Annotated in this window: 14 protein-coding genes; 3 read left to right on the top strand and 11 right to left on the bottom strand. The window is 59.7% G+C overall.

Annotation, left to right across the window (positions count from 1 at the left end):
- Positions 1-3: 3 nt before the first annotated feature.
- Complete coding sequence (locus Q0837_RS13595) at positions 4-441, bottom strand: hypothetical protein (RefSeq protein WP_298470252.1); 438 nt, start codon at positions 439-441, stop codon at positions 4-6.
- Between the two features lie 25 nt (positions 442-466).
- A complete protein-coding gene (gene mutS, locus Q0837_RS13590; RefSeq protein ID WP_298470250.1) occupies positions 467-3,094 on the bottom strand; it encodes a DNA mismatch repair protein MutS in 2,628 nt (875 codons plus the stop codon).
- 118 nt (positions 3,095-3,212) lie between these two features.
- On the opposite strand from mutS, the gene Q0837_RS13585 reads away from it, so the two are divergent.
- Entirely contained in the window at positions 3,213-5,474 is a 2,262-nt protein-coding gene (locus Q0837_RS13585; RefSeq protein WP_298470248.1) for an NADP-dependent malic enzyme, read from the top strand.
- 1 nt (position 5,475) lies between these two features.
- Here Q0837_RS13585 and Q0837_RS13580 read toward each other — a convergent pair whose 3' ends face one another.
- From Q0837_RS13580 to Q0837_RS13560, 5 genes are all read right to left on the bottom strand, one after another.
- Positions 5,476-6,183 (bottom strand): M50 family metallopeptidase, encoded by a 708-nt coding sequence (locus Q0837_RS13580; RefSeq protein WP_298470246.1) that lies wholly within the window; start codon positions 6,181-6,183, stop codon positions 5,476-5,478.
- Between the two features lie 7 nt (positions 6,184-6,190).
- Positions 6,191-7,417 (bottom strand): DUF917 domain-containing protein, encoded by a 1,227-nt coding sequence (locus Q0837_RS13575; RefSeq protein ID WP_298470244.1) that lies wholly within the window; start codon positions 7,415-7,417, stop codon positions 6,191-6,193.
- A gap of 80 nt (positions 7,418-7,497) precedes the next feature.
- Entirely contained in the window at positions 7,498-8,322 is an 825-nt protein-coding gene (locus tag Q0837_RS13570) for a DUF1353 domain-containing protein (RefSeq protein ID WP_298470242.1), read from the bottom strand.
- A 63-nt stretch (positions 8,323-8,385) separates the two neighbouring features.
- The gene (locus Q0837_RS13565; RefSeq protein WP_298470240.1) at positions 8,386-9,090 is read right to left on the bottom strand and encodes a tRNA (guanosine(46)-N(7))-methyltransferase TrmB; all 705 of its coding nucleotides are present in this window, start codon (positions 9,088-9,090) and stop codon (positions 8,386-8,388) included.
- A gap of 53 nt (positions 9,091-9,143) precedes the next feature.
- Complete coding sequence (locus tag Q0837_RS13560) at positions 9,144-9,977, bottom strand: class I SAM-dependent methyltransferase (protein WP_298470239.1); 834 nt, start codon at positions 9,975-9,977, stop codon at positions 9,144-9,146.
- 126 nt (positions 9,978-10,103) lie between these two features.
- Here Q0837_RS13560 and Q0837_RS13555 point away from each other — a divergent pair, with 126 nt between their 5' ends.
- Positions 10,104-11,327 (top strand): mechanosensitive ion channel family protein, encoded by a 1,224-nt coding sequence (locus tag Q0837_RS13555; RefSeq protein ID WP_298470237.1) that lies wholly within the window; start codon positions 10,104-10,106, stop codon positions 11,325-11,327.
- Positions 11,328-11,501: 174 nt separating this feature from the next.
- On the opposite strand, the gene ctrA is transcribed toward Q0837_RS13555, so the two are convergent.
- The 3 genes from ctrA to lptB form a co-directional block, all read right to left on the bottom strand.
- Positions 11,502-12,197, bottom strand: coding sequence for a response regulator transcription factor CtrA (gene ctrA / locus Q0837_RS13550; RefSeq protein WP_067600795.1), 696 nt, complete (start codon positions 12,195-12,197; stop codon positions 11,502-11,504).
- Between the two features lie 386 nt (positions 12,198-12,583).
- A complete protein-coding gene (gene rpoN / locus Q0837_RS13545) occupies positions 12,584-14,080 on the bottom strand; it encodes an RNA polymerase factor sigma-54 (protein WP_298470235.1) in 1,497 nt (498 codons plus the stop codon).
- Between the two features lie 11 nt (positions 14,081-14,091).
- Positions 14,092-14,883, bottom strand: coding sequence for an LPS export ABC transporter ATP-binding protein (lptB, locus tag Q0837_RS13540; RefSeq protein ID WP_298470233.1), 792 nt, complete (start codon positions 14,881-14,883; stop codon positions 14,092-14,094).
- A 478-nt stretch (positions 14,884-15,361) separates the two neighbouring features.
- Between lptB and Q0837_RS13535 the strand changes: the two genes are divergently transcribed.
- Complete coding sequence (locus Q0837_RS13535; RefSeq protein WP_298470232.1) at positions 15,362-15,730, top strand: hypothetical protein; 369 nt, start codon at positions 15,362-15,364, stop codon at positions 15,728-15,730.
- A gap of 33 nt (positions 15,731-15,763) precedes the next feature.
- Here Q0837_RS13535 and ppa read toward each other — a convergent pair whose 3' ends face one another.
- Positions 15,764-16,291: an inorganic diphosphatase gene (gene ppa / locus Q0837_RS13530; RefSeq protein WP_298470231.1), complete on the bottom strand. Its 528-nt coding sequence runs from the start codon at positions 16,289-16,291 to the stop codon at positions 15,764-15,766.
- Between the last annotated feature and the right edge of the window lie 79 nt (positions 16,292-16,370).

The raw sequence follows: 16,370 nt of genomic DNA, 5'->3' as shown, positions 1-16,370 counted from the left end.
CGTCTACTTGACGTCGAGAGCGCGGTTGCGACGGGCCGTTTTCGGCGTCGATGGCGCTGGGCCGGGCCGATTGGCAACGTTAGGCTTTGGCCCGGCGCTTGGGGCAGATCGCTGGTTTGAAGAATCGCCTTCTGCACTTGGAGCCGGGCTATCGAAGATTTCAACCGGCTCATTAGGGGTCGGATCGAACCCTTCAGCCGTATCGATCAGTTCTTCGTCTGAGGCCCAATCGGCGATCACAGGCTGTTCTGCCAGCGGCGCCGGTGGAGCGTCTTGCTGTGTGTTGGCAGCGACTTGCTGACTGGGAGCAGGCTCGCTTTCGCCTTCGACTTCAACGCCGCTCAGCGAATTGTCGGTGCCCATAAGCAGCCCGGCGCCAACAATCGTGACGGCGGCGAAGCCAAGCGCAAATTTGCTGTTTTCGAACAATATCCTCGACATGGGCACCGCCATAGCGCGGCTACGGTTAAGGATTGGTAGAGATCAGCTCGCGTTTAAGATCGTAAAGCAGATCGAGCGCCTCCCGAGGGGACAGCGCATCCACATCGGTGTCGCGCAGGCGGTTGGCGAGTGCGTCTTCGGCGGTTTCGTCAGGAGCGGCCACGCTCGCGGCAAATAGCGGCAGATCGCCCAGGCCAGCGGCGATTCCGCCGGTTTCTGAGCGCGCCTCTTCGAGTTTCGAGAGCACCTGCCGTGCGCGTTCGACGACAGGCTTCGGAACGCCTGCGAGCTTCGCCACCGCGAGGCCATAGCTGCGGTCGGCTGGTCCTTCCGCAAGCTCGTGCAGCAGCACGAGATCACCTTTCCATTCGCGCGCTCGGACATGGTGGAGCGAGAGAGCTTCGCAAGTCTCACCGAGCCGTGCGAGTTCGTGATAATGCGTTGCGAACAGGCAGCGGCACGCGATTGTGGAGTGGACCGATTCAACCACGGCCCATGCGAGTGCGAGCCCATCATAAGTCGACGTGCCGCGGCCCACCTCGTCAAGGATTACAAAGCTGCGCTCTGTCGCTTGTGCCAGGATCGCAGCGGTTTCGACCATCTCTACCATGAAGGTCGAGCGGCCGCGTGCGAGATTGTCCGATGCGCCAACCCGGCTGAACAGACGATCTACGAGCCCAATTCGGGCGGAATTGGCTGGGACATAGCACCCGGCCTGCGCCATCAGTACGATAAGCGCGTTCTGGCGTAGAAATGTGGATTTACCGCCCATGTTCGGTCCGCCGATCAACCACAGCCGATCGTCTGCAGCGAGCGAACAATTGTTGGCGACAAATCGTTCGCCCGTTTTTACGAGCGCTGCCTCGACAACGGGATGCCTGCCGCTTGTGATTGCAAGGCCAGCATCGTCTGTGATTTCAGGGCGGCACCAGTCTCCTTCATTCGCCCGTTCGGCATTGCCGGCACTCACGTCGATCCGCGCCAGTGCGGCGGCTGTTCCGGCGATGTGTTCGCGTTCACCGCTGACTGCAGCGACAAGCTCTTCAAAGTGAGCTTCTTCTGCAGCAAGCGCCCGCCCGCCCGCTTCGGAAATCCGCGAGGCTTCCTCGTGCAGGGCCAGCGAATTGAACCGCACTGCGCCTTTCATCGTCTGGCGGTGCGTGAAGCCGCTGTCAGCCGCCATGAACTTGTCGGCATGGCGGCTTGGGACTTCGATGAAATAGCCGAGCACACCGTTGTGCTTGATCTTGAGCGAGGCAGTGTCGGTTTCGTCCCGGTAGCGCGCTTCCATAGCGGCGATCGCTCGCCTCGCGCTTCCGGAGATTTCGCGCAACTCGTCCAGGCTCGCATCATACCCTTCGGCGATGTAGCCTCCGTTGGAACGCTCGGTTGGCGGCGCAACCACCAAAGCGCGTTCGAGCAGGTCGGTCAGCGCGCCATGCCCCGTCAGGCTCGGCAACAGTTCATCGAGCATGGTTGGGCGGTCAGCCTCGGCCGACAACCAATCATGGATTCGCCGGGCTTCACGCAGACCATCGCGCACCTGCCCGAGATCGCGCGGACTTCCTCTGCCGGCAACCAGCCGTCCCAGAGCACGGCCGATATCGGGTAGAGCGCGCAGGACATCGCGAAGCTGGGCACGTTCGATCGGGCGATCACGCCAGAACTGAACCAATGCCAGTCGGCCTTCAATAATCTCTCTGTCCAGCAGCGGAGCCGAAAGATCCAGAGCCAGCAGCCTCGACCCCGCACCGGTAGAGCAGCGATCCAGAGTGGCTATCAGGCTGCCCGAGCGCGCGCCTTGCTGGCTTTCAAGAATTTCCAGACTGGCCCGGGTCGCCTCGTCCATTGCCATCCCGGCTTTCTCAGCGCGCAGGACAGGCGGAAGTAGCAATGGCAAAGCCCCGCGCCCGACATGCTCCAGATAACCGATCAATCCGCCAGCAGCGGCCAGCATGGCGCGCGAAAAGGCACCGAATCCATCCAGGGTCGCAACATCGTGCAACCGTTTGAGCCTGGCCTCGCCTTCATCGCTTGTGAACGTGCCGGGGGAATGAAGCGTCGGTTCATCAGGACCATGCGTCCAGCCATCCGGTGCCACAACTTCGATCGCGCCGAGTCGTGCCAATTCCGCTCCCAGCATGGCGGGGCTGCATTGCTCCAGCACCATCGTGCCCGTCGAAATGTCGCAGCTCGCGATCCCGATAATTCCGCGAATTTCTGCTAAAGCCACCAACATGTTGGCGCGGCGCGGCTCCAGCAGCGCTTCTTCGGTCAGGGTTCCAGCGGTAACGAAGCGGACGATCTCGCGTTTGACGAGCGCTTTTGACGAAGGCCAGCCTTCTTTCTTTGCGCGGACCTTTGCTTCGTCCGGTGTTTCGACCTGCTCGGCAATCGCTACCCGGCATCCAGCTTTGATCAGCCGGGCCAGGTACCCTTCGGCAGAATGTACCGGCACGCCGCACATCGCCACAGGTTCCCCGGCATGTTCGCCGCGACTGGTCAATGCGATATCGAGTATTTCCGATGCAACCTTTGCATCGTCAAAGAACAGCTCGAAGAAATCGCCCATCCGGTAGAACAGCAATGAGCCTTCGGCCTCGTGCTTCAGCGCGAGGTACTGCTCCATCATCGGGGTGACTTTTCCGGCCATCACACCGGCCTAGACAGCACCCGTCCGATTCGGAACGGTCTGGATCACGCTTTCCCCTATCGCTTGCAATCCGACCGGGCTAAGCGCTCATTAACTCGCGACATTTTCAGAGGGGCTTATGGCCGAAGACCGCACACCGTCATTCACCACACGCGAAGCGCTGTTTTACCATGAGACTATCCGTCCGGGTAAGCTGGAGGTTGTTGCGACCAAGCCGATGACGTCGCAGCGCGACCTGAGCCTCGCCTATTCGCCCGGCGTGGCGGCTCCGGTGGAAGCGATCGCGCAGGACCCCGCACTGGCGGCGCGCTACACCGCGCGATCAAACATGGTTGCGGTGATTTCCAACGGTACTGCGATCCTTGGTCTCGGCAATCTCGGTGCGCTGGCTTCGAAGCCGGTGATGGAAGGCAAGGCGGTGCTGTTCAAGCGCTTCGCCGATGTCGACTCGATTGATATCGAGCTTGCCACCGAAGACCCCGAAGCCTTCATCAACGCTGTTGCATTGATGGAGCCGAGCTTTGGCGGGATCAACCTTGAAGACATCAAGGCGCCCGAATGCTTCATCATCGAGCAGGCCTTGCGCGAGCGGATGAAGATTCCAGTGATGCATGACGATCAGCATGGCACCGCGATCATCGCGGCGGCTGGCCTGATCAACGCCTGCCATCTGACTGGGCGCGATCTTAAAGACGTCCGTATGGTGGTGAACGGGGCAGGGGCTTCGGCGCTTGCCTGCACCGCGCTGATCAAGGCGATGGGTGTCCCGCACGAAAACGTGATCGTCTGCGACCGCACCGGCACAATCACGCCGGGCCGCGACAAGGTCGATCAGTGGAAGAGCGCCCACGCTGTCGCCACCGATGCGACCAATCTGGAAGAGGCACTGGTCGGCGCCGACATCTTCCTCGGCTTGTCTGCCGCTGGTGCGCTGAAGCCCGAATGGGTGGAGAAGATGGCGGACAAGCCGATCATCTTTGCGATGGCCAACCCGACGCCGGAAATCATGCCTGACGAGGCCAAAGCGGTACGTCCCGATGCGATTATCGCCACAGGGCGCAGCGACTTCCCCAATCAGGTCAACAATGTGCTTGGCTTCCCGTTCATTTTCCGCGGCGCGCTCGATGTGCAGGCGACCACGATCAATGAAGAGATGAAGATCGCCGCCGCGACTGCAATCGCCGAACTCGCGCGCAAAAGTGTGCCCGAAGAAGTGGCGAGCGCTTATGGCAAGAACCAGAAATTTGGCACTGACTATATCATCCCGGCTCCGTTCGACCCGCGCCTGATCGAAGTCGTCTCTTCGGCAGTGGCCAAGGCGGCCATGGATTCGGGCGTCGCGCAGTCCCGCATCGAAGATTTCGACCAATATGCCCACGCGCTGAAATCGCGACTCAACCCGACGACATCGGTGCTGACCGGGGTCTATGAAGACGCAAAGAACAACCCAAAGCGGATGGTGTTCGCCGAAGCGGAAGAAGAAGTGGTGCTGCGCGCCGCGATCCAGTTCCGCGATTTCGGATATGGCACTCCGATCCTGGTCGGCCGCACCAAAGCGGTGGTCGACAAGCTGCATCAGCTTTCCGTGTCCGATCCCGGCAGTTTCGAAATCCAGAACTCCGCCGATAGCGAGCATGTCCCCGCAATGGTCGACTATCTCTACAAGCGGCTCCAACGCCGGGGCTATACCGAGCGCGACGTGCGCCGCATGGTCAATCAGGAGCGCAACGTGTTCGCGGCGCTACTGGTCGCGCTTGGGCACGGCGATGGTCTCATCACTGGCATGACCCGCACCTTTGCGCAGAGCGTGCGCGAGGTGAACCTCGTTATCGACAAGAAGCCCGACGCCCTGCCGTTCGGCATCCACATGATGATCGGCAAGAACCACACAACCTTCCTAGCCGACACAACCATCAATGAGCGTCCGAGCGCTGATGAACTTGCCCATATCGCGAAAGAAACCGCAGCGGTCGCGCGCCGCATGGGTCATGAACCGCGCGTTGCGTTTCTGTCCTATTCGACGTTCGGAAACCCTTCTGGCCAATGGCTCGCCAACATCCGCGAAGCAGTTGCCATCCTCGACCGCGAGGACCCGGGCTTCGAGTATGAAGGCGAAATGGCCCCCGATGCTGCGCTCAATGAAAAGGTGATGGAGCTTTATCCCTTCAGCCGCCTGTCTGCGCCTGCAAACGTGTTGATTATGCCGGGTCTGCAATCGGCAAACCTCTCCGCCAAGATCCTGCGCGAACTCGGCGGCAACGCGACGATTGGCCCGATGCTTATCGGGATGGAGAAGCCTGTTCAAATCGTGCCGATGACAGCGATAGCGCCAGACGTGCTGACGCTGGCGGTGTTGGCGAGCGCCGGGGTTGTGGGCTAGTCTATTTCCAGCGCAAGTGCTGGAGAATAATCGACCCGTCGCTTCCACGAAAGGGCATTAGGTTTAGCACCCCGGATACGACCGAGATAACGATCAGAAGTCGCACGAGAGCATGCCCAAGATCGTGCCAGAATTCTTCAGACTGACGCGTTCTTTGATCTTCGAGGAATCTCTTGATCTCCGTTTCGCTTGGTAATGGCGCCGTTGTCGTTGATTTGGGCGGTGGGCGCTCGACCAACGGGCTGATAAGTTCTGTCCGAGGATGCTCTAGTTGGCCGTTGTCAGATGGCAAAGGTGCTACACTTATGGAGAGTATCAACACGGCAGCAAACACGAATTCAGCACCCGGGCCAGCGGCTGCAATTGCCATTTCATCCTTGCGTGTCCCGCAATCGTCTGGGAACGAATGCTCTACGAAGCCTGCTATGTCACCTCCGCCAGATCTTCCCATAAGGGCGAGTGTTCTAGTTCGAGGTGAATAGCCAAATGGAAACACTGCAATCATCTCGACCTCAGCGCCTCGCTTCTTAGCCATCCAGGCATGGCCAATCTCGTGAACGGTCGTTGCGACGAAACTCATCGCGATGATTGCTGCCAGTGCGGAAAAGAAGTTACCAAAGACATCAAAAGATGAAGCGGCGGCGAAAACGATGATCGCGCCAAACAAAAAGGCTGCGTCGACGCACAAGCTGACGATGCGCTTCTTCATCGGTTAGTTAGCCAAGCAATTCCTCAATCGGCACATAGTCCAGAACGTAGCCGAAATAGCGCGGGCTGAAGACTGCCAGACCCGCTTCGCTGCGCCAGATCGGATCGCTGCGGAACCCTAAGACTGCCACTGACTGTCCGTTCTCATATCCGGGATTGACGATTCCATCGGCACTTTCGAGGTCGATGATCGAGATAAGATCAGGGCAAGTCGCTATCACTGCGCCATCGCGGCGGGCGACCAGGTGTTCGTTCTTCACATCGGTTTCGAACGATTGGCCTGCGAAATCTCCAGTGCCCGACAGCGTGACCTTGCCTTGGAGGAAGCCGTCTTCGTCCTTCCATTCGGTGCTCGCGACCGTGCCGGTGAACAGCAGATAGCCATCGCCAGCCACGCGTGCCGCTTCGATCGGGTCCGAACCCGCCGCTTTGGCTTCGCGCACTGCTGCGCCGATATTGCGGGCGAGAGTGAGGCTGCCGGTGACCAGTGTACCTTCCTGCTTGGCCTGCGCGCCGGTGATCGGGCTATCGGTGACGCCGCATTCGCGGCTGACCACGGCGATGCTGCGCAGGATATCTTCGGCGCGGGTTGGATCGCCCAATGTCCCGACAATCATCTCATCACCAAACGGTGTCGCAGCGCCAATCGGAGTGAGCGGAATGCCTGCGACTTTGACCGAGTGCTGATTGATCTCCGGCACGGCGCGCCCGACCGTGTCGGCATCGAGTGCCGGCACGCCAAGCCGTGCGGCAGTCGCAAGACCTTCTGCCAGACTGAGCGGGCCAATCTCGCCCATGATCACGCCCGCAAATTTCTGGCCGACATGCTTTTCGAGTGCTTCAAATGCTGCCTGCACGGGAACTTCGACCCGGTTCTCGATGGCGTCGAGCCGTGCCTGCATTTCTTCCGATGTGTCTGCGAGGCTGGCGAGGCCATAGGGGCAGGCAACCCGGTCCGTATCAGAAAGCGCGGTGACGGGAACCATCGAGAAAGTGAGGCCGGCGGCAAGGTCTTTCGCGATCAATTCCCGTGCCTCTTCCAGACCGCCTCCGCCGCCGGTGCCGAGATAGGAACTGCCTACAAGAGCGTCTTCGAGTGCTTCCGCGTCCAGTGCAGTGGCATCGGGATTTGCGGTGCGCTCCCCGCTGCCTTCACCCGGCGCGATCTCTTTGCACGCCGCAAGCGCGCCAGTCGCTACGACCAATCCGCCCAGAAATTGTCGCCGTGATGCCATGAAATGTCCCCCAATGCGTTCGGGAAGACTGCCGAAGCCGAAAGACCGATGCAAATTCTAAATGCGGTGGCGATTCAGATCTACCGGGGGATGGACTGCATCGCAGCTGCCTCCTCGATCATTTCGGGTGTGACGGCTTCGGGCGCATTTAGGAATTCGGGCGGAACAAGCAGCTGCCCCTCGGGATTCTCGGACGTCATCTGGTCGACGATATTCTGAGCATTCGCCACCTCGCTGTTGACGTCGAAATCGGTCAACGGTGTGAGATTGTCGATTTCATCCAGCGATGGGTTCTCGGCAGCAATCAGCTTGCTAGCTTGTTCGTGCTCAGTGGACTGGTACTCCTCAAACCGTCTTTCGACGATGCGGTCAGACAAGGCCACTTTGGGATCACGCAAAACAAAGAACGATTTCGATTGCGACCGAGGGCGTTTGAACAAGCCAAAGCGGCCCGTCCAGCGGTGGGTTGAATTCCAGCGAGGACCGCCTTCTTGCACTGCGAGGTATTTGATCTTGGCTTCGGTTTCGCCCATCCCCCGCGCTCGCATCGCGTCGTAGAACACCCGGTGCGTTGCCTGCCACGATCTGCTCATCGTATCGCAAAAAGCATCATGGATTATCGCCGCGTCGCGGTGCAGCCCGACAAAAGGGCTACCCGCAACACGCCAAAGAAAGCGCGGTATCGAAGCACCATCAGTTGTGTAGGGAGCCCGCACTCGCCACAATAGCCCTTGGGGATCGCGATAGCTGAAGTCTTCGCGCAGGTTCATGTTGATTCCGTCGGATAGCCACCTGGTAAGCGGTTCCCCTGAAAAGCCGTTGCGGCTTTGCGCAAAAACCCTGCCAGGCGTCGTCAGTGCTATCGCCCCTGCGGAAAGGGCAAGAAAGCCGCGCCGATCAACCATATCGTCCTCCTTCAAGCTACTGCTGCATTAGAGGCACGTCCTGGTTCTGAGCCGTGATTGGCGTCATGCCTTGCGCCGAAACCGAAAATACCAGACTTCGTGGCCGAATTTCTCGCGCGCTTTCGTTTCGTAGCGGGTCTCGCTCCAGCCGCTGGGGCGGTTTTGCCAGCTTGCAGGCCCTTCGACGACCCATTCGAACTCGTCGGTGAAGCGCTGCATCACCATCAATGCATGGCGGAGGTAGATCGCATGATCAGTGCCGAAGCGGAATTCGCCACCGGGTTTCAGTTTGTCGGCGAACATCTGCACCGGGCCATCATTCATCATCCGCCGCTTGGCGTGCTTGTTCTTGGGCCAGGGGTCGGGGTGCAACAGATAGAGCATCGTCAGCGCGCCATCGGGCACGCGCGACAACACCTCCAAGGCATCGCCATGCTGCAACCGGACATTGGCGAGCCGCTGATCATCGATATGGGTCAGCGCCGAGGCCACCCCGTTAAGATACGGCTCGGCGCCGATGAAACCGTGATTGGGCAGCAGGTCGGCGCGGTAGGCGAGGTGCTCTCCGCCGCCGAAGCCAATTTCGAAATGCAGCGGGCAATCCTCGCCGAACAGACCTTCTGCTGTCACCGGACCGTCGGCAGGCACAGCGATTTTGGGTAGAAGATTGTCGACCAGACCTTGCTGGCGCGCGCGCAAGGGCTTGCCCACGCTGCGACCATACAGTCGGCTGAGTGTCGTCGGATCGCCTTCTTTGAATGCGCTCATGGCGCGCCCGCTACGGTGTCCGGACCCGACTTGTCCAGAGGGTCAAGCACGTGTCAGCTTTCGGCGATCAAGACATGCGCGCGCATCGGTGCGTGGATTGAGCCGTCGTCCAGCCGGAATTGCGCCGTTTGCTCCTCCATCTGCCCGATGATTGACTCGATCACTGCATCGTTCGCCGGATCGGCAAAATCGAGGATGGGTTGGAGCGTTCCATCTGGCGCTGGCCTGCCCAGAAAGGCGAGATCGAACAGAACGAAGGTCCGTGCATCGGGCAATGGCGAGATGCGCGTCTCGGCCTCCAGCGAGACTATTGTGAAGCCTGCCTCGTCTGCCAGTCTTGCAATCTCGCCTTTGTCGCCGAACGACAGGGGGCCAAACGGGACCAGATCGTCGCCCAACTCGCGGGCGATTATGTCTTCGAAGGCTTCGAACACAGGATTGCCATCCTTTGCGTAGCACCAAGTCGAGAAAGCCGCTCGCGCGCCGGGCTTGAGAACACGGCGGACTTCACGGAGTGCGGCGAGTTTGTCCGGAAAGAACTGCAGACCCTGTTGGCACACGGCGCAATCGAAGGCCCCGTCTTCAAATGGCAGCGCCTCTGCGCCTGCAACGGTGAATGTCGTTTTGCCTGCCGCAGCGCTGCCAAACGCCCGTGCCTTGTCGATCATGGGCGGCGCGACATCGACTGCCTCGATCCGAGTCACCTCGTTGCGGGCCGCGGCAGTTCGGCTAAGCAAACCAGTGCCGCAAGCGAGGTCGAGCATTCGGCCCGCAGGCCCAAGCTTATCAAGCAAAGCGTGCGCCCAAGGCTCAAACGCCGGTTCTAGATAGGCATGGTAAAGGTCGGGCGGGGTCCGACCGGCGAGAAACTCCGGTACTATAGGCATGGTGCAAGCCCTTCAGATCGCAGGGTGCCATGATCTCACTTGCACTCACCTTAGTCTAGTCCGGTGCAGGGCTGCATCAGCGAGCGGGGTTGGCCGCGAACCGACTTGCGGCTAGGCGGCTTGGCAATGGAACAATTGCAAAGCTTCTTCGCCGAACAAGTGCCATGGGTGCAATCGCTGATCGGGCTGGCATTGCTCGCCGCCGCGGCGCTCGCCGTGAACTACGTGCTCAAATATGTGATCCTGCGCGCGGCCAAGCCATGGCTCGATCAAAAGACGCAGACAGTCGACAAAGCCGCAGCGTGGCTAGCCACGGTTGCCCCGCTGCTGATCATCTCGCGCGGGATTGTCGCGGTTCCCAATCTGCCTGAGGACCTGGCCACAATCATCACCAATGTGGCGCAGGCGCTGATCGTGCTGTCGGTTGCGATGGGAATCGTCAAATCGCTTACCTACGCCAACGAGCTTTACGAGCGCCGCCCGGAATCGCGAAACCGTCCGATCAAGGGCTTCGTGCAGGTTGTGAAGATCATCGTCCTGTGCGGCGCGGCGATCATCATGATCTCGGCGCTGATCGAGCAATCGCCGCTGCTGCTGTTGTCTGGCCTTGGTGCGATCACTGCGGTTTTGTTGCTGGTGTTCAAGGACACAATCCTGTCGCTGGTCGCCAGCGTTCAGCTGACCACAAACGATATGCTGCGCGTTGGCGACTGGATCGAAATGCCAAGCATGCACGCAGATGGCGATGTGATCGATATCTCGCTCCACACTGTGAAAGTGCAGAATTTCGACAAGACGATCACCTACATCCCGACCCACCGGCTGGTGTCGGATTCCTATCGCAACTGGCGCGGAATGGCCGAGGCAGGCGGAAGACGGATCAAGCGATCGCTGTCGATCGATCAGACCTCGATCAGATTTTTGAGCGATGACGAGGTCCTCGAACTGAAGAAGTTCAAGATGCTGAAGGACCATCTCGCCGGCAAGCGAGAGGAAATCGCAGAGTGGAATGCGCGCGAACTTACAGGCGAGGATTCGCCGGTTAATGCGCGGCGGCTGACCAATGTCGGTGTGCTGCGCGCTTACATCATCGCATATCTGAAATGGCACGCGCGCCTCAGCACCGATGAATTTACAATGCTCGTCAGGCAATTGCCCCCGGGACCACAGGGCCTGCCGATCGAGATCTACTGTTTTTCCAACACGACGATTTGGGGTGAGTATGAAGCGATCCAGGCCGATCTCTTCGATCACCTGATTGCGATATTGCCCGAATTTGGCCTGCGTGTTTTCCAAGAGCCAAGCGGCATGGATGTACGCGAAGCCCCAGCCGGGTCAGGCGCAGCTTAGCCACAACGAAAAACACCCGAGGCGTAGGTGCCCCGGGCGTTCTTTCACAGAAGACTGAACTCTACTGAATTTCTGATCGTTGGATCGCTAGCGATCCCAAAGTGCGACCGCACGCCGCGGCTTGTGCCGCGCCCCTCGGAGCAGGCGGCGTAAGCCGCACTGCGCGAGAGAAAATCAAGCAGCTTCGGCTTCGTCCTGCGGATCGCGCAGCACATAGCCGCGGCCCCAGACGGTCTCGATGTAGTTCTCGCCGCCGCATGCGTGGCTGAGCTTCTTGCGCAGCTTGCAGATGAAGACGTCGATAATCTTGAGTTCCGGCTCATCCATCCCGCCATACAGGTGGTTGAGGAACATTTCCTTGGTCAGCGTGGTGCCTTTGCGCAGCGAAAGCAGCTCAAGCATCGCGTATTCCTTGCCGGTCAGGTGGACCCGGGCGCTGTCGACTTCGACGGTCTTGGCATCGAGGTTCACGGCCAGCTTGCCGGTGCGGATGATCGACTGGCTGTGGCCTTTCGAACGGCGCACCACGGCGTGAATGCGGGCAACCAGCTCTTCGCGGTGGAAAGGCTTGGTCACGTAATCGTCGGCACCAAAGCCGAACGAGCGAATCTTGCTGTCCATTTCGGCAATGCCCGAAAGGATCAGGACCGGCGTCTGCACCTTGGCGACGCGCAGTTTCTTAAGCACGTCATAGCCGTGCATGTCCGGCAAGTTCAGGTCGAGCAGGATGATATCGTAATCATACAGCTTGCCCAGATCGAGGCCTTCTTCGCCCAGATCGGTCGAGTAGACATTGAATCCTTCAGTGGTGAGCATGAGCTCAATGGCCTTGGCCGTTGTCGGCTCATCCTCAATCAAAAGCACTCGCATCGCTGGTCCCCTAATTTTGCCCCAGTCTGATAGATATGTGCGGTAACCCCTCGCTAAGAGGTGTTGCCCTTCATTAACCACACAACATCTGAACGGAAAAGGTTAACGCGCCGTAAAGAGGTTCGCAGAAATCTTTACGAGTCATTTATGTCACAGGTATTCTTACGCCCTCAAGCGCCGGGCGCGGGCCATCCGGCCCGCTTGGCTTCCGCGCCATAAGGCGCGTCGCGCGGTCGCGCTTGCGACGCCTGCGGCGTCGAAATAGCGCTAGCTAGCTACGGTGTCGCGGAGCACGGCCGCGCAGCGGCCGCAAGCCCGACCGGGCGCCCGCAGCCCCGTTAGGGGCGAGGATTTCGCACGCCGGATGGCGTGCGGAAAACAAAGACTCAAAGATTCTCCAATTTCTTCGCCCGCCGCCTTTGCGCGCTTGAGCCGATCCCGATGGCCTCGCGGTACTTTGCCACTGTGCGCCGCGCGAGGTCGAAGCCTTCTTCCTTGAGCAGGTCGACCAGCTTCTGATCCGACAGCACCTTCTTGGGGTCTTCGGCATCTGTCAGTGCCTTGATCCGTGCCTTAATCGCTTCGGACGATGCGCCTTCGCCGTCGCTCGACGCGACCCCGCTGGAGAAGAAGTATTTGAGTTCGAAAGTGCCGCGCTCGCAAGAGAGATACTTGTTGCTGGTCACCCGGCTGACCGTGCTTTCGTGCATTTCGATCTCTTCCGCGACTTCGCGCAAGGTCAGCGGGCGCAGTTCTGATACGCCGCGCCGGAAGAAGCCGTCCTGCTGTTTAACGATCTCGGCTGCCGTTTTCAGTATTGTCTTCTGCCGTTGATCGAGAGCGCGGATCAGCCAATGCGCATCGGCAAGCTTTTCCTTGAGCCAGCCCTGCGTTTCCTTATTGGCTGAGCCGCCGCTCAATTCCACGTAATAGCTACGGTTCACGACGAGGCGCGGCAACGTGTCTTCGTTCAACGAAATATCCCAGCCGCCTGCGCCATTGTCCTTAAGTAAGACGTCGGGGATCACCGCATCGTCGCTGCTCGGTGCGAATGCGAGGCCGGGCTTCGGATCGAAACTGCGCAACTCGTGCAGCATATCGGCGAAGTCTTCGTCATCGACATTGCACATGCGCTTGAGCCGCGCGACCTCGCCTTTGGCCAGGAGTTCGAGGTTGTCGATCAGCTTGGCCATGCAGGGATCGTAGCGGTCCGCCTCGCGCGCCTGGATCTCAAGGCATTCTGAAAGAGATCGTGCACCCACCCCGCTTGGATCAAGCATCTGAACAACTGTCAGCGCGTCTTCCATCTGATCCATATCGACGCCCAGATCGTAGGCCACTTCGCGCAAGTCGAACGGCAGATAGCCTGCATCGTCGAGCAGGCCGACGATATGACGCGCGACGAACGCTTCCTTTTCGCTCGTTGCGATCGCGCCGATTTGCGCGTCGAGATGTTCGGTCAGGGTTTCTTCGGCCGCTCGCGTGGCTTCGATATCAGGGAACTCGCCATCGCCGCTAATTGCGCCGCCGCCCGCGCTGGCTCCCCAATCGGTGCCCCCGGTTGCGCCATCGCCGGTGTCGCGGTCGCGGTCCAGCGCCGAGGTGTCGAGATCGGTCGGCGCTTCGCTTTCCCCCTGCGCCTGCGACATCAACTGATCGGACGTAAACTCCTCACGCGGAATATCGTCCGGCTCGGAAGGCGTACCCGTGTCCTCACTACGCGCCGCACCCGCTTCCAGCAGCGGATTGGTTTCCAGCGCTTCGCCAATAAAGGTCTCGATTTCGAGATTGGACGCCGCCAGCAGCTTGATCGCCTGCTGCAATTGCGGCGTCATCACCAATGACTGCGATTGGCGAAGGTCCAGTCTGGGTCCGAGCGCCATCCGGTGCGATCCTAGAGCGTGAAGCTCTCTCCAAGGTACAGCCGCTTGACGTTCTCGTCCGCCACCAGCGCCTCGGGCGTCCCGGCGAACAGCACCTGACCCCCATATATAATGCAGGCGCGATCGACGATATCGAGTGTTTCGCGAACGTTGTGATCGGTGATCAGCACCCCGATCCCGCGATCCTTCAGATCCTTCACAAGATCGCGAATGTCGCTGATCGAAAGCGGGTCTATCCCGGCAAACGGTTCGTCGAGCAGCATGATCGAGGGCTTCGCCGCCAGAGCGCGTGCAATCTCGCAGCGTCGGCGCTCACCACCCGACAGCGCCATGGCCGGGCTTTCGCGCAGCCGGGTGAGCCCGAATTCGCCGAGCAAGCGCTCCAATTCGGCGGCTCGCGTATCCGCGTCTGGTTCAACCATTTCGAGTACGCAGTTAATGTTCTGTTCGACAGTCATGCCGCGAAAGATGCTGGTTTCCTGCGGCAGATAGCCGAGCCCCAGGATCGCGCGGCGATACATCGGCAGCTTGGTCACATCCTCGCCATCCATCAGGATGCGGCCCGAATCCGGACGAACCAGGCCCATGATCGAATAGAAGCACGTGGTCTTGCCCGCGCCGTTGGGGCCGAGCAGGCCAAGAACCTCGCCTTTCGCGACACTCAGAGAGATGTCGGTAAGGACCGCGCGCTTGTCATAGCTCTTGGCAATCGAAATGACTTCAAGCCCGCCATCGGGCAGCGGCACAGTGGCGCTGGCACTAGACTGGCCAGCAATGTCTTGGACGAGATCGGATTCAGCCATCTGCCCTGCTTTAGCAGCCCAACCTTAACAGGAAAGAGCGGGAACGCCGCAATTGGCAGGATTTTTGCTTTATTGTTCGTTTTGCCCTCAAACGCCGGGCGGTTACTTGTTTGGTCCGCACCCCATCCGGGGTGCGATATCCTCGCTCATGCGACCTGAAGGTCGGGTGGCGCTCCGCGCCGTCTTCGACTCCGCTGCGGGCGGCCTTGCAGGTGTGCTTCGCACGTCTGCGTCTTCGACTTCGACTCCCCCCTTGCGGCCGCTACGCGACCGTTTGGTTCTTGGTCACGGTAGTCAGAGGCCGACTGGCCGTCGCGCCTTATGGCGCGGAAGCCAAGCGGGCCGGATGGCCCGCGCCCGGCGCCTGAGGTCCAAACAAACAAAGCAACAAAGTTGCGATATGGTTACGGCGCTTGCAACGGTGGCGACTCTTTGAAATACTCGCCGCCGGAGAGAGAAACCGTTGGGGAGCGGATTAATGAGCGAGATTTCGCAGCAACACGAAGCAGCCGAAGCGCAAAAGCGCGATTGGCGCAAAGCCATGAGCGATCATGTTGCCTATGCGCTGCTTGTTTATACCGCGCTGCAAATCTTCGTAACGGTCAAGGCGCTGGAAACCGGATCGTCGTCGATCCTGCCCTATGCCGCATTGGTCATCTTGGTCGCCGGAATCATCCCAGCATGCCGCTGGTTTGAAAAGCGCTGGGCTGGGCTCACTGACGAGCAAGCAGCGGATATGACGTATGCTTCATCATTCCGCCGCGACACAATCGGATTGTGGTTGCTCGCGCTTGGTCTGCCATTCCTGCTGACTGCATTGTTCAAGGCCATGCTCGCCGTGAGTTGATTTACCGCGCGCATTGAAGCGCGCGGCAACACCTCAGTTTCCAGCTCTTTCAATCGCTTCGAGCACGATCTGACGTGCTTCGGCGCGGTCGCCCCATTTGCCGATACGAACCCACTTTTCGGCTTCAAGGTCTTTGTAGTGCGTGAAGAAGTGCTCGATCTGTTGCAGCACGATTGAAGGCAAATCCTGCCGTTCACCGACGTCTGAGTAATACGGGAATGTCGTGTCCACCGGCACACAGATCAGCTTTTCATCGCCGCCATGTTCGTCTTCGAGATTGAGCACACCGATCGGGCGTGCGTTCACGACGCAGCCTGCAATGAAGGGCGAGCGTGCGACGACAAGCGCGTCAAGCGGATCGCCATCGGGGCTGAGCGTGTGCGGCACAAAGCCATAATTGGCCGGATAGCGCATCGGCGTATGCAGAATGCGGTCGACAAACAGCGCGCCGGATTCCTTGTCGAATTCGTACTTGACCGGTTCGCCGCCGGTTGGAACTTCGATGATGACGTTGAGATCGTCTGGGGGATTTTTGCCGGTTGGAATCTTGTCGATACGCATGTGGGGGTTCCTGCTCGTGTTGTTCGGCCCCTCTCCCAAAGGCTTCGCGTGCGCCGATAGCTCGCTCTCGATGTTGCGG

Source organism: uncultured Erythrobacter sp., assembly GCF_947499705.1.
In the GTDB taxonomy this organism is placed as follows: domain Bacteria; phylum Pseudomonadota; class Alphaproteobacteria; order Sphingomonadales; family Sphingomonadaceae; genus Erythrobacter.
The sequence above is the reverse complement of the archived record's forward strand: the minus strand, read 5'-3'. Positions and strand labels throughout refer to the sequence as shown.